Source organism: Allobosea sp. TAB14 (assembly GCF_052113865.1).
Taxonomy (GTDB): domain Bacteria; phylum Pseudomonadota; class Alphaproteobacteria; order Rhizobiales; family Beijerinckiaceae; genus Allobosea; species Allobosea spartocytisi.
Genome location: NZ_JBFRDQ010000177.1, coordinates 1 through 16179 on the forward strand (window position 1 = coordinate 1; position 16179 = coordinate 16179).

General features: G+C 66.0%; 19 protein-coding genes and 1 pseudogene. 4 read left to right on the forward strand and 16 right to left on the reverse strand.

The annotated features are described in order from the left end of the window. Positions 1-112 precede the first annotated feature (112 nt). The 6 genes from AB4Y99_RS21780 to AB4Y99_RS21805 all read right to left on the reverse strand — a co-directional run bounded on the left by AB4Y99_RS21780 (position 113) and on the right by AB4Y99_RS21805 (position 6169). Positions 113-2200 carry a M3 family metallopeptidase gene (locus tag AB4Y99_RS21780; protein ID WP_441524794.1) on the reverse strand — a complete coding sequence of 696 codons (2088 nt, stop codon included), beginning with the start codon at positions 2198-2200 and terminating at the stop codon, positions 113-115. 28 nt (positions 2201-2228) lie between these two features. Beyond that, complete coding sequence (locus tag AB4Y99_RS21785; protein WP_441524795.1) at positions 2229-2951, reverse strand: NUDIX hydrolase; 723 nt, start codon at positions 2949-2951, stop codon at positions 2229-2231. After that, positions 2948-3847, reverse strand: a complete 900-nt coding sequence (locus AB4Y99_RS21790) for a PhzF family phenazine biosynthesis protein (RefSeq protein WP_441524796.1) — start codon at positions 3845-3847, stop codon at positions 2948-2950. The genes AB4Y99_RS21785 and AB4Y99_RS21790 overlap by 4 nt, the downstream gene beginning before the upstream one ends. 16 nt (positions 3848-3863) lie before the next feature. Then, positions 3864-4748 (reverse strand): hypothetical protein, encoded by an 885-nt coding sequence (locus AB4Y99_RS21795; protein WP_441524797.1) that lies wholly within the window; start codon positions 4746-4748, stop codon positions 3864-3866. 10 nt (positions 4749-4758) lie between these two features. Further along, the gene (gene pdxY, locus AB4Y99_RS21800) at positions 4759-5607 is read right to left on the reverse strand and encodes a pyridoxal kinase PdxY (protein ID WP_191123989.1); all 849 of its coding nucleotides are present in this window, start codon (positions 5605-5607) and stop codon (positions 4759-4761) included. Positions 5608-5731: 124 nt separating this feature from the next. Beyond that, positions 5732-6169 carry a hypothetical protein gene (locus AB4Y99_RS21805; RefSeq protein WP_133563181.1) on the reverse strand — a complete coding sequence of 146 codons (438 nt, stop codon included), beginning with the start codon at positions 6167-6169 and terminating at the stop codon, positions 5732-5734. A 268-nt stretch (positions 6170-6437) separates the two neighbouring features. On the opposite strand from AB4Y99_RS21805, the gene AB4Y99_RS21810 reads away from it, so the two are divergent. Beyond that, complete coding sequence (locus tag AB4Y99_RS21810; protein ID WP_441524798.1) at positions 6438-7175, forward strand: cupin domain-containing protein; 738 nt, start codon at positions 6438-6440, stop codon at positions 7173-7175. 72 nt (positions 7176-7247) lie between these two features. On the opposite strand, the pseudogene AB4Y99_RS21815 reads toward AB4Y99_RS21810, so the two are convergent. The 3 genes and pseudogenes from AB4Y99_RS21815 to AB4Y99_RS21825 form a co-directional block, all read right to left on the reverse strand. Next, a pseudogene (locus tag AB4Y99_RS21815) lies at positions 7248-8125 on the reverse strand (ABC transporter substrate-binding protein). 85 nt (positions 8126-8210) lie between these two features. Further along, a complete protein-coding gene (locus tag AB4Y99_RS21820) occupies positions 8211-9002 on the reverse strand; it encodes an ABC transporter permease (protein WP_038358745.1) in 792 nt (263 codons plus the stop codon). Beyond that, on the reverse strand, positions 8999-9880 hold the full coding sequence (locus tag AB4Y99_RS21825; RefSeq protein ID WP_081925216.1) for an ABC transporter ATP-binding protein: 882 nt from the start codon (positions 9878-9880) through the stop codon (positions 8999-9001). Before AB4Y99_RS21825 ends, AB4Y99_RS21820 begins: the two co-directional genes overlap by 4 nt. A gap of 234 nt (positions 9881-10114) precedes the next feature. On the opposite strand from AB4Y99_RS21825, the gene AB4Y99_RS21830 reads away from it, so the two are divergent. Both AB4Y99_RS21830 and AB4Y99_RS21835 read left to right on the forward strand, forming a co-directional pair. Further along, positions 10115-10639 (forward strand): DedA family protein, encoded by a 525-nt coding sequence (locus AB4Y99_RS21830; protein WP_441524799.1) that lies wholly within the window; start codon positions 10115-10117, stop codon positions 10637-10639. 218 nt (positions 10640-10857) lie between these two features. Continuing rightward, positions 10858-11241, forward strand: a complete 384-nt coding sequence (locus tag AB4Y99_RS21835; protein ID WP_166652993.1) for a ComEA family DNA-binding protein — start codon at positions 10858-10860, stop codon at positions 11239-11241. Positions 11242-11301: 60 nt separating this feature from the next. Here AB4Y99_RS21835 and AB4Y99_RS21840 read toward each other — a convergent pair whose 3' ends face one another. From AB4Y99_RS21840 to AB4Y99_RS21870, 7 genes are all read right to left on the reverse strand, one after another. Further along, positions 11302-11454 carry a hypothetical protein gene (locus tag AB4Y99_RS21840; RefSeq protein ID WP_166652992.1) on the reverse strand — a complete coding sequence of 51 codons (153 nt, stop codon included), beginning with the start codon at positions 11452-11454 and terminating at the stop codon, positions 11302-11304. 25 nt (positions 11455-11479) lie between these two features. Further along, positions 11480-11860, reverse strand: coding sequence for a DUF1127 domain-containing protein (locus AB4Y99_RS21845; protein ID WP_112764016.1), 381 nt, complete (start codon positions 11858-11860; stop codon positions 11480-11482). Positions 11861-11950: 90 nt separating this feature from the next. After that, positions 11951-12778: a helix-turn-helix transcriptional regulator gene (locus AB4Y99_RS21850; RefSeq protein ID WP_441524800.1), complete on the reverse strand. Its 828-nt coding sequence runs from the start codon at positions 12776-12778 to the stop codon at positions 11951-11953. Positions 12779-12999: 221 nt separating this feature from the next. Next, entirely contained in the window at positions 13000-13221 is a 222-nt protein-coding gene (locus AB4Y99_RS21855) for a hypothetical protein (protein ID WP_112764014.1), read from the reverse strand. Between the two features lie 26 nt (positions 13222-13247). Continuing rightward, positions 13248-13433 (reverse strand): hypothetical protein, encoded by a 186-nt coding sequence (locus tag AB4Y99_RS21860; RefSeq protein ID WP_441524801.1) that lies wholly within the window; start codon positions 13431-13433, stop codon positions 13248-13250. 282 nt (positions 13434-13715) lie between these two features. After that, positions 13716-14735, reverse strand: a complete 1020-nt coding sequence (ilvC, locus tag AB4Y99_RS21865; protein ID WP_038358753.1) for a ketol-acid reductoisomerase — start codon at positions 14733-14735, stop codon at positions 13716-13718. A 15-nt stretch (positions 14736-14750) separates the two neighbouring features. Further along, a complete protein-coding gene (locus tag AB4Y99_RS21870) occupies positions 14751-15416 on the reverse strand; it encodes a TetR/AcrR family transcriptional regulator C-terminal domain-containing protein (protein ID WP_441524802.1) in 666 nt (221 codons plus the stop codon). 141 nt (positions 15417-15557) lie between these two features. Here AB4Y99_RS21870 and AB4Y99_RS21875 point away from each other — a divergent pair, with 141 nt between their 5' ends. Then, on the forward strand, positions 15558-16103 hold the full coding sequence (locus AB4Y99_RS21875) for a DUF924 family protein (protein WP_441524803.1): 546 nt from the start codon (positions 15558-15560) through the stop codon (positions 16101-16103). The last annotated feature ends 76 nt before the right edge of the window (positions 16104-16179 follow it).

The window sequence follows — 16179 nt, forward strand, 5'->3', positions numbered from 1 at the left end:
CGTAGCCAGGCGTCATGCTCGGGCTTGACCCGAGCATCTCGGAAACCAGAGCACTCTCGTCTTGAGATTCTCGGGTCGAAGTTTCGCTTCGCCCGAGAATGACGCATTCGGCTTACGCCGCCAGCCCCCGCTTCTCCAGCAGCGCATCCGGCGTCGGCAGCCGGCCGCGGAAGAGCGTGTAGGCCTCGGCCGCATCGCGCGTGTCGCCGGCCGAATAGATGTAGCGCTTCAGTTTCTCGGCCACGGCCGGCGAGAAAACGTCGCCCGTCTCGGTGAAGGCATTGAAGGCGTCGGCATCCATCACCTCGGACCAGAGATAGCTGTAATAGCCGGCCGAATAGCCGTCGCCCGAGAAGACATGGGTGAAATGCGGCGTGCGGTGCCGCATGGTGATCTCGGCCGGCATGCCGATCCTGGCAAGTTCCTCCGCCTCGAAAGCCAGCGGATCGACCTCGGCCGGGGCCTCCAGCGAATGGAAGGCGAGATCGACGAGCGCCGAAGAGGTGTACTCCACGGTGGAGAACCCTTGATTGAAGGTCTGGGCCTTCTCGATCTTCTCGATCAGCGCCTCGGGGATCGGCTCGCCGGTCTCGGCATGCAGGCAATAGTTCCGCATCACCTCGCGCGTCAGGAACCAGTGCTCGTAGAGCTGCGAGGGCAGCTCCACGAAATCGCGCGCGACCGATGTGCCGGCGAGCGAGCCATAGGTCACGTCCGAGAGCAGGCCGTGCAGCGCGTGGCCGAACTCGTGGAAGAGCGTGCGGGCGTCGTCGAGCGAAAGCAGCGCGGGCTCGCCCTCCGCCGGCTTCGCGAAATTGCAGACATTAACGATGATCGGCCGGGTTTCGCCATCGAGCTTGCGCTGACCGCGGAAGGCGCTCATCCAGGCGCCGGAGCGCTTCGAGGCACGCGCGAAATAATCGCCGACGAACAGGCCGATATGGCGCCCGCTCGCCGTCTCCGTCACCTCGAAGATGCGGACATCCGGGTGATAGCCCACAAGCTCCGGCCGCTCGGCGAAGGACAGCCCGAACAGCTTACCGGCGACGTCGAACGCCGCCTGCCGGACGCGATCGAGCTGGAGATATGGCTTCAGCACGGCCTCATCGAGCGCATAGGTCTTCTGCCGGACCTTCTCGGCATAGTGGCGCCAGTCCCAGGGGCGGATCGGGCCATTCTCGCCTTCGTCCTGGGCGAGCGCGGCGAGATCGGCAGCCTCGCGCGCCGCGCGCGCCTTGGCCGGCTTCCAGACCAGTTCCAGGAGCCCGCGCACATGCTCCGGCGTCTTCGCCATGGCGTCGTCGAGCTTGAAATGCGCGAAGGTCGGATAGCCCAGCAGCTTCGCTTTCTCAGCCCTAAGCTTCACCATCTCGGCGACGATGGCGCGGTTGTCGCTCTCGCCGCCATTCTCGCCGCGCTTGCTCCAGGCSAYGAAGGCYTCCTCGCGSAGMTCGCGGCGGGYSGAGAARGTCAGGAAGGGCTCGATGATCGAGCGCGACAGCGTCACCGCATGCTGGCCGGGCTTGCCCCGGTCGGCGGCCGCGCGCGCCATCGCCGCCTTGAGGAATTCCGGCAGGCCGGCGAGGCCCGCCTCGTCTTCGATCAGGAGCGCATAGGAGGATTCATCCTTCAGCACGTTCTGGCTGAACTGGGTGCCGAGCCCCGCCAGCCGCTCGTTGATCGCGGCGAGGCGCTTCTTGTCCTCGGGGTTCAGCTTGGCGCCCGAGCGGATGAAGCCCTTATAGGTCCGCTCCAGCAGCCGCGCCTGTTCCGCATCCAGACCAAGCGCCGTGGCCTTCGCATTGACCGCATCGACGCGGGCGAAGAGCCCCTCATCCATCATGATCGCGGACCAGTGCCGCGAGGCGATCGGCGACATCTCGCGCTCGATCGCCTGGAGCGCCTCGTTCGTGTCGGCGCCGGTCAGATTGTAGAACACGCCGCCGACGCGGGAGAGCGCGCGGCCTGCCCGCTCCAGCGCCTCGATCGTGTTCTCGAAGTCGGGCGCTGCCGGATCGGCCACGATCGCCGCGATTTCGTCCTTGTGCTTGGCGAGCGCCGCGTCGAAGGCCGGCCGGATATGCTCCGGCTTGATCGCGGCGAAAGGCGGCAGGCGGAACGGCGTCTCCCAGCGCGCCGCGAAAGGGTTCTCCGCCGGCAGCGGCAAGGCTTCGGGATAGGCGGTTTCGGCAGAGGTCATCGGAAGACTTTCGTGAGACAGGCGCGGGTCAGTCGCCGTCGAAGATATGTGCGAGATAGCGGCGCATGAAGGGCGGCATATCGTGCTTTTCGGTTTCGGCGAGATCGCGCACGACGACGATGTCGGAGAGCTCTTCCTCTTCGAGGTGCTTCATCCGCCCCAGCATCAGCGTCCGCGCCTCATCGGCCGGAAGATCGATGCTGACCTCGCGCATGAAGGCGATGCGCCCCTGCTCGATCACCGCGGTCCAACCGGCGCCGACGCTCAGCTCTTCAACCCGCAACCCGGTCTCCTCGCCGAGCTCGCGCGTGACGCTGCCGGCGAGATCGAGCGTCCCGTCCGGGCGGGCATCCTCGCGATCGGGCGTGCCGGCGGCGAAATAGACCTTGCCGGCATTGGCGGTTTGCTCCCCCATCCTGCCGCAGAGAAAGGCGCCGTCATTGGCCCTGAGCGCCGCCATGGCGAAACCGTTGCGGATGGCAGGGCCTGGATGGCCGGCATCGCGCCAGGCCATGAAGGCCGCATAATCGGTCTCGAAATAGCTCGCCTCGAACACGCCGTCGCGGATCGCCGCACGATTCTGCAACATGACGCGCCCATTGAACATCGCCGGCTTGCCGGCGCTGATCCGGGCCCAGTGCGCAGCGATGCTCTCGGCATTCTCGCGGGCATAGATCCAATCGTAGGGCTCGATCCGGGCATCGACCCGTTCGAGCCGGACGATCGTGCCGTTCTCGACGCCGTCGCTCACAACAGCACGCCCTCGCTGACCACGATGGCCGAACCTCCGATGCGGGCCGAGACGAGCCCCCCGTTTCGCACGCTCAATTCCAGCGTGATCTGCGACGGCCGGCCCATCTCATAGCCCTGCTCGATGACGAGGCGGTGGTCGCCATCCTCCGGCTTGTCATAGGCCATGATCGCGCCGGCGAAGGCTGCGACCGCACTGCCCGTCGCCGGGTCCTCGACGACCCCTGCGCCCGGCCAGAACATGCGGGCGTGGTAATCGTGCCCGACCTCTGCAGTCTCGCGGCAATAGACGAAGGCATTTCCGTTCGACGTCGCGACCATCACCCGCTCGAAAGCGCCCGCGACCCGCGCCCGGGCAACCGCCTCGCGGCTGGCGACGGGCACCATCGTATAGGCGACCCCGGCCGAGAAGGCGCTCGGCCGATGCGCGCCGAAACCGAGATCAGCCGGATCGAGCCCGAGCGCCTCCGCCAGTTGCGCATCCGCGACCGGCTGCTCCACCCGCTCCGGTAGGCGCGGCAAGGTAAAGACGGCATGGCCGGCATGGCTGCCCTTGACCTCGACGGCGCAGGAGACCAGCCCGACCTTCTCCTCCAGCACCAGCATATCAGCCGAACGCCCCTCGGCCTCGTCGGAAAGCGCCAGCCAGACCGCCGTGCCGACCGTCGGATGCCCCGCAAAAGGCAATTCGCCGCCCGGCGTGAAGATGCGGATGGACGCACGATGCCCCGGCTTGTCGGGCGGCAGGACGAAGACCGTCTCCGACAGGTTGAACTCGCGGGCGATGGCCTGCATCGCCTCGGTATCCAGCCCCTCCGACTGGAGCACCACCGCCAGCGGATTGCCGGCATGGCGGCGCGTGGTGAAGACGTCGAGCGTGACGAAGCGGCGTTTCATCTGAGCATCCTTGGGATCACCCCTGGGGTATTTCGAGATCGATGGTGAGCGGGCAATGGTCGGAGGCCTTCGGGCGGTCCCAGCCGACGCGCGGATAGCGGTCGGCGCAGGTCGCCAGCCGCGCCATGGAACGATCGGGCGCGCGCGGATCGAGCGGCACGCGATAAGGCAGGCCGCGCCGGATCATCTGCATCGCAGGGCTCGCATTGGCCGCCGCCAGCGCCGGCGAGAGCAGGATGCGATCGAGCGGCATATGGCTGTCGACCAGCCTGTCCTGGCTTTCCGACCAATAGCGCCGGAAATGCGTCCAGCGCTCATGCGCCGGCAGCGTCTCCATCGGATCGACGGCGAAATCGTCGAGCAGCGGCTCGATGCCGCTGTCGCCCTCGTCGACAGCTTCGGCCAGCGGCCCGAGGCCGTAGCGGTAGCCGGGGCCTATGCCGAGCATGGCGAGCTCGCGGTCATGGACGCCCGCCTCGGCAAAGGTCAGGTCCTTATGCGAGCGCACCGTGACCTGGCCCTGCCCGAACAGATCGCGCCGCGCGGCGAAGCCGATGTCGATACCACGCCGGTCATTGCCGTCGATCAGCGTGAAATGGCCGTAGCGGTGATCGGCGATGCGGTGGACGTAATTGGCGAAGAAGGCCTGCAGGCTCGCGAGCGAGTCGACCTCCTGCAGCATCCAGAGATCGGCCTGCGCTTCGGCGATGGCGAGCGCCGTCATCTGGCGCTTGTCGTCCTCCAGCGCCACGGCCAGCGAGCGTTCCACCGCGTCACGCTCATCGGCGCGCGGGAAATGGAACAGCGACATCGCGGCGGCCGTCTCGGTGCGGCCGCCCGGCTCGAAGCGATGGCGCGTCAGCAGGTTCTCGACATTGAAGGTGCCGACGCGCAGCTTCATCGCGATGTGCTCAGATCGCTTCCGGCGCGAAGACCCGCGAGGGCGTGACGAACTCGTCCTGCGCCGCCACGGTGAGGATCTCGCGGGAGCCTGCCTCTTTCGTCCGCTTCAGCAGCCCGTAGATCGAGGAGGCCGCCTTGCTCAGCGCCGACGCCGCCGACTGGTCGCGCAGATAATGGGTGAAGAACAGCGCCGCGATGGCGTCGCCCGCGCCGTTGATGTTGACGTCGAGCTTCGGCGTGCGGACACGCCAGCTCCCCTTGGCGTCGGCCGCCATCATGTCGATCGAATCCGCGGGCGTCTCCTCGGTGACGAGCGATGTCACCATCACCACCTTCGGCCCGGCATCGCGCAGCGCCTCGGCGGCGCGATGAGCGTCGGCGACGGTCTTGACCTCGATATCGGTCAGCAATTCCAGCTCGAACTGGTTGGGCGTGACGATGTCGGCGGCCGGCACGGCCTGCTCGCGCATGAACTCCGGAATGCCAGGCCGCACGAAGACGCCGCGGCCGACATCGCCGATCACCGGATCGCAGCAATAGAGCGCCTTGGGATTGACCGCCTTCACCCGTTCCACCGCCGAGAGGATGGCATGGCCGATATCGGCCGAGCCCATATAGCCGGAGATCACGCCGTCGCAGTTCGGCAGCACGCCACGCTCGGCAATGCCCTCCATCACCTCGTCGACCATGCCGCCATCGAAGACCCGGCCTTTCCAGCTCCCGTAGCCGGTGTGATTCGAGAACTGCACCGTGTGGATCGGCCAGACATCGACGCCGAGGCGCTGCATCGGAAAGGTCGCGGAGGCATTGCCCACATGGCCATAGGCGACATGGGACTGGATCGAGAGAATATTCATGGTCCGAAGCGGCACCCCGTTCGCGATGAGCCCGCGAACCTAACCGCTCCCGCGCGAGGCGCAAATCGAAAGCGGTGATAGGGAGGATCAGCCTGGTGCGCGGGCGAAGGAGGACGGCGTCCGCTCAGCCCGGCGCGACCACGACATAAGGGACACTGCTCGCCACGGCGGCCAGCGCGGCCGCATTGCATGCCATGCCGCCCAGATGCAACCGGCGCAGCCGGGCTCCCATGCCGGTCCCGCTGGCCTTGTCGGCCTCCCCAACCTGCCCGATCTCGACATCCATCCGCGGCAGAAACCAGCGCCGGGCCAGGATCGCAAAGGCCAGGACGCCGATGCCGATGACGAAAGTCGGCTGGCCCGCCACGGCGAGAGCCAGCGCCCCGACACCGCCGGCAATCGCCAGCATCAGGAAATAGGCATGGAACATGCCGCGCAGAAGCCGGGCGACGGGTGGGATGTCGAGGCTGAAAAACAGAAAACCCGGCGCCGCCAGCAGGAAATAGCTCATCGGAAGCATCAGGATGATTTCAGCGAAGAAGGCAGCGGCATCCGGCTTCATGCAGGCACCTCTACGTCTCTTGCCGGACGAGAATTTTCTCGCCGCATTTCACGACAATATCCGCCCGAAGCGAGCCTCAACACTATTGGGCTTTAGTCGAATGCGTGAGATCTCAGATTCATCTAAGGTCTAGTTGCAGGGATAAATTCAAATCATCACAATAATAACGTCGCATCACTCTTACATTGCAGAAATCGCAGAAGACCGACGCCGACGAAAACGAACCCGCGGCAGAAAGCGGCAAAAATCAAAACAGCGGAGGACGCCGATGAGCAGGTTCTCTTGGCACTGGTGGCCGCGCAACAAGAATAAAACCCGGGACGACACGCCGCATTCCTCCGCAGGACCGGAAGGTGGCGACCGGCGCCGATTGCTCCAGGCCTTGTCCGTCATGGCGGGCGGCGGTGCGCTGGCCGCGATGCCGCGATCCGCCACAGCGAAGGATTCAAGCGAGCTGCCGCCCCCCAAACGGGCGCTGACCGGCCGCGACCAAGCCGGCAAGTCGGTGTTCAAATCCTTCGACGTCACGCCCAAGGTGGTGGAGATCGATTCTAATCCGGGGCTGACCTTCTACGAACTCTACATGACCGAGGGCGTGCCGGGGCTCACCGGCCACGAACCGGACCCGATGCTCGAAGGGACGAAAGCCTTTCCCGGTCCCGGAGGCACGATGTTTCGCCTGATCTCCTATCCCCCGAGGCGGCCAGAGGGCTGGAAGCCGCCGGCCGGCGTCACCTTCGAGAGCGCGCTGCAGGAAATGTCCGACAAGGTCCCGCGCATGGGGGATCATTTCGAGCGCGGCGCGCCGGGCATGCACACATCCGACACGATCGACTACGGCGTCGTGGTTCGCGGCGAGATGACGCTGGAACTCGATGACGGGCAGAGGGTCCATCTGCGGCAAGGCGACTGCATCGTGCAGAACGGAACCCGCCATCGCTGGCGCAACCCGCTGCCGGAGCCCTGCCTCATGGCCTTCATCTCGGTGGGCGGAAAGCGCGACTAGAGCACCGGACCCGCGCCGTCATTCCAGGCTTGTCCGGAATGACGGTGCAGGTCCGTGCGAAACCGGGGGGCGCTACGCCCCCGAAGCCGCCTTCTTGGCGAAGCTGTCGATGAAGGTCTTCGACAGGTCGACATTGGAGTTGGTCAGCTCCGGGTCGAGCAGCTTGAGTGAGTCGTACATGCTCTTCATGGCGTCCGGCGTGGCGATGCCGGTGCGCGAATAGCTCTCCTGCGAGTTCTTGACGGCGCGGACATAGAGCGGCCGGTCGCCAAGGAGATATTCCTGCGGCACGAGATCGGCGACCTCCTCCGGCTTGGCCGTCTCGAGCCATTTCAGCGCCTTCATGAAGGCGTTGACCAGCTTCTGCGTCGTGACCGGGTTCTTCTCGGCGAAATCGTTCTTGAGATAGAGCACCGCCGCCGGGTTCGAGCCGCCGAACAGCGCCTTGGTTCCCGCTTCGGTGCGGGTGTCGATCAGCACGACGATGTCGCCATCGGCCTCGAGCTTCGAGGTCACCGGGTCGAGATGCGAGATCACGTCGACCTGCTTCTGCTTGATCGCGGCCACGGCGCTGGCGCCCGCGCCGATGCCGATCATGGCGGCGTCGTCGGCCTTCAGGCCCGCCTTGACCATGGCGCCTGCCCCTTCGCCTGCATGCGGATGGTGTGCTCATAGGCGCCCGTCACGACATCGACCGAGCCACCGACGAGGGCCTGCAGCGACTTCGCGCCGCCGCCGAAATCGTTGATCTCGACCTCGAGCCCCTGCTCCTTGAAGTAGCCCTTCTTCTCCGCGACCGTCAGCGGAAGATAGTAGAGCAGCGGCTTGCCGCCGACGCCGAGCGTGAGCTTCGGCTTCTCGGCCGCCTGCGCGAAGGCGGCATGAGGGGCGATGCCGATGGCGGTGGAAGCGGCGAGCGCGGCCAGCGCGTCGCGGCGGGTCAGTTTCATGGCGTAACCTCCGGTTGGGAAAGGCGCTTCTGGCAGGCGCTTGGGCATGACGATAGGCGAGATGAGCCCGGGGCGGCAACTCGCCTTACGTTGTGGTCGTCGTGCTCTGCGTCGGGCGCCAGACCAGGAGCCGCCGCTCGACCAGCGTCACCAGCGCGTCGATCGCGATAACGAAGATGGCGAGGATCAGCATGCCGGCGAAGACGCCGGTGACGTCGAAGACGCTCTCCGCTTCGTGGATCTTGTAGCCGAGCCCAGCCGAGGAGCCGAGGTACTCGCCCACCACCGCGCCGACCAGCGCGAAGCCGACCGAGGTGTGCAGCGAGGAGAACATCCAGGTCAGCGCCGAGGGCCAGTAGACATGCTTGAAGAGCTGGCGCTCGTTCATGCCCAGCATCCGCGCATTGGCGAGGATCGTCGGCGAAACCTCACGCACGCCCTGATAGACGTTGAAGAACACGATGAAGAAGACGAGCGTGAAGCCGAGCGCCACCTTCGACCAGATGCCGAGCCCGAACCAGAGCGCGAAGATCGGCGCCAGCACCACGCGGGGCAGCGCGTTCGCCGCCTTGATATAGGGGTCGAACACCGCCGAGAGCAGCTCGTTTCGCGCGAAAGCGAAGCCGAACAGGATGCCGGCGGCGGAGCCGATGACGAAGGCCAGCACCGTCTCGGTCAGGGTGATGCCGAGATGCCAGTAGATGCTGGGGCCGGTGAGCTCCTTGACGGTGCGGGCGAGCACCGCCCATGGCGTCGAGAAGAAGAACTGGCTCGTCTTGATGTCGCCGAACAGGCTCGTGGTGGTCATCACATGCCAGACGGCCAGGAAGACGACCATCACCAGGATCTGCAGCGAGAGGAGCTTCATCCGCTTCATGATGCGTCTCCTCCGACGAGCTCGCGCCCCTCGCCCATCGCATAGGCCTTCTGCACCTCGATCCGCAGCGACGACCAGATATCGCGATGGATCTCGTGGAAGGCCTTTTCCAGCCGGATGTCCGCGATGTCGCGCGGCCGCGGCAGGTCGACCTTGTAGTCGGCGACGATCCCCGCCGCCGGCCCGGCCGACATCACCACGACGCGGTCGGAAAGCGCGATCGCCTCCTCCAGATCATGCGTCACGAACATCAGCGCCTTGCGGTCGCGCGACCAGAGGTCGAGCAGCAGATTGCCCATGATCTGCCGCGTCTGCGCGTCGAGCGGCCCGAAGGGCTCGTCCATCAGCAGGATCTCGGGATTGCGGATCAGCATCTGCGCGAGGCTGACGCGCTTGCGCTGCCCGCCGGAGAGCATGTGCGGATAGCGGTCGACGAAGGTGCGAAGCCCGACGCGCGCCAGCCATTCGCGGGCGCGGCTGTCCGCCTCGCGGTCGGCAATGCCCATCGGTTCCAGCGCGACCTTGACGTTCTCCAGCGCCGTCTTCCACGGCATCAGCGCGTCCTGCTGGAAGAGATAGCCGGCGCGGCGGTTGAGCCCGGCCAAGGGCTTGCCGAAGATCTCGACCTTGCCGGCCGAGGGCGCGAGCAGGCCGGCCGCCGCATTGAGCAAGGTCGACTTGCCGCAGCCGGTCGGCCCGACGATGGAGACGAACTCGCCGGGCGCAACCTTGAGGTCGATGCCCTTCACCGCCTGGTAGCGGCCGCCATTCGCGAGATGGAAGGTGATGTCGACCTGTCCGAGCGCGACGGCCGGACCATTCGACGAAACCGGCTCTGCTCCCGCCGCAACGGCAGGCGGGCGATCCTGCAACTCCATGAAATCCGTTTCCCCGTCGGCCGGCCTGTCGCGCGGCCCATCCATTCTTCAGCGTTGTCGGAATTAATAGGCGATCGTCCGGGGAAGGCAACGTGGCCGGGGCGCGATCCGGCGGCAGGCGCCCGTCCGATGGGGTCGGCCACTGCCCCTGCGGCCGCCCGTCGCTTGCATCGTTCCATCGACACGGTCATATGCCAGCGCTGCCCTCGATTGACCGGAGCCGAAGCGAACGCCATGGCCGACCTCGAACAAGCCATGAAGGCACTCGTGGAGTTCATGCAGGTGCATCAGCAATGGGCGATTCCCATCGTCTTCGCCGTCGCCTTCGCCGAATGCGTCGCGATCCTGTCCTGGCTCGTGCCGGCCACGGTGTTCTTCACCACTTTCGGCGCCGTCGCCGGGGCCTCGGGCCTCAACCTCGTGCCGCTGGCCTTCGCAGCCTCGCTCGGCGCCGGCAGCGGCTTCTGGGTGTCCTATTGGGCGGGGCTGCTCCTGGGCCCGCGCGTCCATGACCACTGGCCCTTCAACAAGAACCCGCAATTGCTGGATCGCGGCCACGCCTTCTTCGAGCGCTGGGGCAGCCTCAGCATCGTGATCGGCCACTTCTTCGGCCCGCTGCGCGCGGTCATCGCCATCGTCGCCGGCCTCGTGAGCATGCCGTCCTGGCAGTTCCAGCTCGCGAACTGGYTCGCTTCCTTCGCCTGGGGTTTCGGGCTGCTCTACGGCGTCGGCCGGCTCAGCGAATTCCTCGCCCGCTGAAGGCGCCGGAAACCTGACTGCCGGGTGAACGCGCCATTCTGCGGCCGTTCAATTCGAAAGACGTCTATTCGCATCGTCGCATCGCGGCGCGCCACCATCGGCGAGCCCGGCACGACACGCTGAACGGCCCCACGCCGTCAGCGTCGTCCGACGGAGGGACCCGGCTCCCGTTGGACGTGACGATCCGGACCGACCTAAACGAGGTCTTTGCTATGACGATGTCCCGTTTTCTGATCCCCTTCGTCGCCCTTGCCGCCATGGGCGGCCAGGCCTTCGCCCAGACGGCGACGCAGCCGGCTCCCGCGGCCAAGCCCGCCGCTCCGGTCACCGCCCCGGCAGCCCCGGCAACGCAGGCCGCGCCGGCCGCCAAGCCCGCCACTCCGGCAGCCGCGCAACCCAGCGCCACGCAGGCCAAGAAGATCAACATCAATACGGCGACCGCTGCCGAGCTCGACACACTGAAGGGCATTGGCGAGGCCCGCGCCAAGAAGATCATCGAGGAGCGCAGCAAGGCGAAGTTCAAGGATTTCGCCGATCTGGTGAAACGCGGCACCCTGCCCTCGAATGTCGAAGCCGAGATCAAGGACAAGGTCACCTTCTGATCCCAATCGAAATAGAAGAGCCGGCCGCTTCCGCGGCCGGCTTTTTCGTTTTGCGGCAAGCTAGTGCCCGCTCGCCTGCGCTTGCGAGGCATCCGCCTCCCGCAGCGCCTGGGCGCAGTCGTCACAGCAGACCTCGACCGTATTGCCGCCGACCGTGACCTTGATCGGGTTCTCGTCGAGCTCGCAGTCGCAGGCTGCACAGGTTCCACTCATCGCCTTCCTCCTTCTCGTTGGCCGCTCATTCGGCCGCCCTGAGAAAGACCATCCGGCCGCTTCCGGCGCTGTCGGATTCTTTAGCGATCCGCTCCGGCCGCGCCGGCGCTCCCGCGCTCAGGCCGCGCAGGACCGCATCGATGCTTTCCCCTCCCGCCAAGCCGCGGCGCTCCTCGGCACGCAGCGAGATGATCGCGGTCGGGTCGCCGAAGAAGGGCGCGGCCGTCGCGTCGCGCAGATCGCTGTCGCGCAAACCGAGATCGCGCAGATCGCGCTCGCTCATGTCGCAGAGGGTGCGATAGTCGCGGCGCGCCTGCAGCCAGTGGCCGATCCCGCCAAGAATCCGTCCGAGAATATCGGCCGCCGCGAATACGGGCTTGGCCGATCCGATGATGAAGCTGATCATGACCTGTCTCCGTCGGTTGTGATGACGGAAGAGGACACTTTCGTGCTGACAGCTGCTGTCAGAATCTTTCGCGATCGGTGACAGCCTGTGTCAGCGGAGATCGAGCGAACGCTGGAACTCCGCCGGCGTGCGGCCGTAAGCCTGCCGGAAGGCGGCGCTGAAATGGCTGTGGCTGGAGAAACCGAGCTCGAGCCCGAGCTGGGTCAGCTCATCACAGTCGCCGAGCAGGTCGAGCGCCCGCGCCAGCCGCAGGCGCAGCTGATAGCGGTAGAGCGGCACCGCCTCGACCTGGGCGAAGACCTGGGTGAGGTAGACCGGGGAGACACCGACCTCGCGCGCGATCTCGGCCAGCGTCCAGCGCCGGGCGAGATCGGACGCCATCACCAGCTTCGCCCGGTCGACCAGCTTGCGCCGGCCGACCGAGGCCCCGGCCGCATGCGAGGTCCGTTCGCCCAGCGCGCGCCGTACCAGGGTCAGCGCCAGCGTCTCCGCTTCGAGCGGCTCGGCGACGCCGCGCCGCAGGCTGTATCGCAGCAGGGCGACGAGCGACTGCGCACGAGGATCGATCCGTCGGCGTTGCGTCAGGAAGGCGACCGTGCCGGCGCGCAGCAACTCTGCCGGCACGAGCTCCTGCAAGGTCTCTTCGCTGAGGCGCAGATCGAGGCAGGCATCGCCGCCCGGAACCGGGTGGCTGACCTGGTAGCCCTCATAGGGATTGAAGAAGAGGACCTGGTTGCTTTCCGCGACCGTGTCGTCGCGCCCGACATGGCGCACGAAGACGCCGCGATAGGGGAAAACCAGATGGGTCGCGTGAGTGCATTCCTCATCGCTGCGGTGTCGGCATGCGCCTGAGCACACGACATCGCGCACCAGCACGATCTCGCTGTCCAGGAGCTTGCTCACCGAAAATTGCGACACGGCCTGCCTTTCGCGACGCGGATTGGCGTCCCGAGCGTCTACAGCAGGCCCAGGACAACCATTGTCAGCAAGGCAAAAGAAGCGCCCAGAACCAGATACGCGAACTTGAACTGAAAGCCCTGGGACGCAGGCATCGATCGGATCGGTGTCATCATCGCCTCCCTCTGTTCAGCCTCGACTGTTTCGTCATGGAACATTTCTGCGGGGACGCCTGGCGCCCGCTAGTCGGCCCACATCCCGACCGCGAACCAGCCGACAATCGCGAGCATCAGGCCCACGATCAGGACGACCAGCACGGGCCGATCGAGAAAGCCTTGTCTTGCTTCAACCGGGGTCTCGACCGCCGGATCGACATCGGAATGGACATCAGCCCGCATCGGCGGGATCGGCTGGCCACCGCTCTCCGGAATGCGCGCCTCGCGTTCCCTGACGTCGTCTTGCATCGTCGCCTCCGCTCGTTCGAGCCCTGTCAGCCGCCGATAGCGCGCGTCAGCACATTCGCCAGCAGCGTGACCACGAGAAAACTGCCCAGCAGCAGGATGAAGAGCGGATCGCCCCAAGATACGGGCTTTGCGACATCGGCGAGCCCGCGACGGGCATGGCGCCGGTGCAGCCGCTCGATCGCCCTGTGTCTCAGCTCGTCCTGATGGGTCATCGCGCGCTCCTTGCGGGTATCGACTGGAACATAAACGCCCGCCGCGGAAAGCGGTTCCCATCGCGGCCCCGGCCATGCGAAACGGGCGCCCTTGCGAGCGCCCGTTCCATGCATTTTCAAGCGGTTGGAAGCGGTTCCGGACTCAGCTTCGCAGGATGATGAACCCGCTCGCGACGTCCGGCATTTGCCTCAGTTCTTGGTCTTGTCGACCAGGACCTTGGCCTTGATCCCAAAGGTCTGGCGCCAGCGGGGCCGTCGCAAAACAAAGGACCGTGGATCAGCTCAGTTCTTGGTCTTGTCGACCAGCGCCTTGGCCTTGATCCACGGCATCATGTCGCGGAGCTTGGCGCCGACTTCCTCGATCGGGTGGGCGGCGTAGCGGGCGCGGGTCGCCTTGAACGAGGTCTGGTTGACCTTGTTCTCGAGCATCCAGTCGCGGGTGAACTTGCCCGACTGGATATCGGTGAGGACGCGCTTCATCTCGGCCTTGGTCTCGGCCGTGATGATGCGCGGACCGGTGACGTACTCGCCGTATTCGGCGGTGTTCGAGATCGAGTAGTTCATGTTGGCGATGCCGCCCTCATAGATGAGGTCGACGATCAGCTTCACCTCGTGGAGGCACTCGAAATAGGCCATCTCGGGAGCGTAGCCGGCCTCGGTCAGCGTCTCGTAGCCGGCCTTGATCAGCTCGACCAGGCCGCCGCAGAGCACGACCTGCTCGCCGAAGAGATCGGTCTCGCACTCTTCCTTGAAGGTGGTCTCGATGATGCCGGCGCGGCCGCCGCCATTGGCCGAGGCATAGGACAGGCCGAGGTCATGGGCGTTGCCGGTCGCGTCCTGATGGATCGCGATCAGGGTCGGCACGCCGCCGCCGCGCTGATACTCGGAACGGACGGTGTGGCCGGGGCCCTTCGGCGCGACCATCAGCACGTCGAGGTCCTTGCGCGGCTCGATCAGATTGAAATGCACGTTGAGGCCGTGCGCGAAGAGCAGCGCAGCGCCTTCCTTCATGTTGGCGTGCAGCTCGTCGCGATAGATGTCGCCCTGCAGCTCGTCGGGGGTCAGCATCATCATGACGTCGGAGACCTTGGCGGCCTCGGACGGGGTCATCACCTTGAAGCCGGCCTCTTCGGCCTTCTTGCGGGTGGCCGAGCCGGCCTTCAGCGCGATGATGACGTCCTTGACGCCGGAATCGCGCAGGTTCAGCGCATGGGCATGGCCCTGCGAGCCGTAGCCCACGATGCAGACCTTCTTGCCCTTGATCAGGTTGATGTCGGCATCACGATCGTAATAAACGCGCATGGGTGTCTCCTTATGTCACGCGTTGGACTTGTCCCGGCCCGGCGCGCTCTGCACCGTGCCGTAGAGGGTGAGAAACTGTTCGGCGGCGCGCTCGGCGTCGCGGGCGATCTCGGCCTTGCTGAGGGTCAGCGTGTCGCCCAACAGCAGGCGCACCTGCACGTCGCGACCGACAAGGCCGAACAGCGTGCGGAAAGCCGCCTCGGTATCGTCGAAGGCGATGAGCCCGGCCTCCCGCCCGGCATCGAGCACCGGCTTCAGGCGCTCGCCGATGGCGAAGCGGCCATTGGCCAGCACGATCGAACCGAGATTGCCGTTGCGGGCCGCCGCCTGGCTGATGCCGATGCGGTTGAGCGCGATCGAGGTCGGCGAGGTGATCACCTCAAGCCAGTTGGCGGCAAAACCCTTCAGGCTTTCACGCAGGGTGCCGGCATCGAGATTCTGCCGGTCGTAATTGCCCGCCCTCACCTTCGAGGCCTGCCATTGCACGGTCGCGGTCAGCAGCCCATCGCGGTCGCCGAACCATTTGTAGAGCGTTTCCTTGGAGCAGCTCGCCCGGCGCGCCACGGCCGTCATGGTGAGATGGTCGCCCTTCTCCACCATCAGGCTGAGCACGGCATCGAGCACCGCCTGCTGCCTTGCGGTCAGCGTCTCGCTCTGCGTCTCGGCCGCGGGCTCGCTCATGCGGGGGAAAGGTCCAGTACCGTACGTTACGGTTCAGTCATCTAGCGCAGCCATGGATGGTGGGCAAGTCCTATTCGGGGCTGGCAGAGCGCCGGGAAAGAGTTATCTCCGGATCGCCGAAAGACAGGAGAGCTCGCCCCGATGACCTTGCCCAGCGCCGCCGACATCGTTGCCTTCTGGCGTGCAGCCGGCCCGGAGAAATGGTTCGCCAAGGACGAGGACTTCGACGCGGCGATCAAGGAGCGGTTCCTGCCGGCCCATGAGGCGGCTGCCGCCGGCACGCTCGCCGACTGGGAAGGAACGCCGGAGGGCGCCTATGCGCTTCTCATCCTGCTCGACCAGTTCCCGCGCAACCTGTTCCGCGGCAGCGCCCGCGCCTTCGCCACCGATGCGCAGGCGCTCGCCATCGCGGAACGCGCAATCGAACACGGCTTCGACCGAGGTTACCAGCCGCCTGAGCAGCGCTTCTTCTACATGCCGTTCATGCATTCGGAGGAGCTGGCCCATCAGGACCGCTGCGTTCATCTCTGCGAGGCGGCCAGCGACCTCGAAGGCGTGAAATTCGCCGAGCTCCATCGCGACATCATCCGCGACTTCGGCCGCTTTCCCCATCGCAACCCGCTGCTGGGACGCCAGACGACAGCAGACGAACGGGCTTTCCTCGACAAGGGCGGCTTCGCCGGCTGAACTTCAGCCGCCCGACTGGCTCGCCATCCGCTGYAGGAAGATCGCCGCGACCGTCAGGACGAAGCCGACCCACCAG

Coding starts and splice junctions, on each gene's coding strand:
- AB4Y99_RS21845 (WP_112764016.1), bottom strand. CDS start 11,860: ATGATCAGCTTCATCATCGGATCGGCCAAGCCCGTATTCGCGGCGGCC.
- AB4Y99_RS21860 (WP_441524801.1), bottom strand. CDS start 13,433: ATGACCCATCAGGACGAGCTGAGACACAGGGCGATCGAGCGGCTGCAC.
- AB4Y99_RS21840 (WP_166652992.1), bottom strand. CDS start 11,454: ATGAGTGGAACCTGTGCAGCCTGCGACTGCGAGCTCGACGAGAACCCG.
- pdxY (WP_191123989.1), bottom strand. CDS start 5,607: ATGAATATTCTCTCGATCCAGTCCCATGTCGCCTATGGCCATGTGGGC.
- AB4Y99_RS21825 (WP_081925216.1), bottom strand. CDS start 9,880: ATGGAGTTGCAGGATCGCCCGCCTGCCGTTGCGGCGGGAGCAGAGCCG.
- ilvC (WP_038358753.1), bottom strand. CDS start 14,735: ATGCGCGTTTATTACGATCGTGATGCCGACATCAACCTGATCAAGGGC.
- AB4Y99_RS21810 (WP_441524798.1), top strand. CDS start 6,438: ATGAGCAGGTTCTCTTGGCACTGGTGGCCGCGCAACAAGAATAAAACC.
- AB4Y99_RS21820 (WP_038358745.1), bottom strand. CDS start 9,002: ATGAAGCGGATGAAGCTCCTCTCGCTGCAGATCCTGGTGATGGTCGTC.
- AB4Y99_RS21835 (WP_166652993.1), top strand. CDS start 10,858: ATGTCCCGTTTTCTGATCCCCTTCGTCGCCCTTGCCGCCATGGGCGGC.
- AB4Y99_RS21870 (WP_441524802.1), bottom strand. CDS start 15,416: ATGAGCGAGCCCGCGGCCGAGACGCAGAGCGAGACGCTGACCGCAAGG.
- AB4Y99_RS21805 (WP_133563181.1), bottom strand. CDS start 6,169: ATGAAGCCGGATGCCGCTGCCTTCTTCGCTGAAATCATCCTGATGCTT.
- AB4Y99_RS21875 (WP_441524803.1), top strand. CDS start 15,558: ATGACCTTGCCCAGCGCCGCCGACATCGTTGCCTTCTGGCGTGCAGCC.
- AB4Y99_RS21855 (WP_112764014.1), bottom strand. CDS start 13,221: ATGCAAGACGACGTCAGGGAACGCGAGGCGCGCATTCCGGAGAGCGGT.
- AB4Y99_RS21790 (WP_441524796.1), bottom strand. CDS start 3,847: ATGAAACGCCGCTTCGTCACGCTCGACGTCTTCACCACGCGCCGCCAT.
- AB4Y99_RS21795 (WP_441524797.1), bottom strand. CDS start 4,748: ATGAAGCTGCGCGTCGGCACCTTCAATGTCGAGAACCTGCTGACGCGC.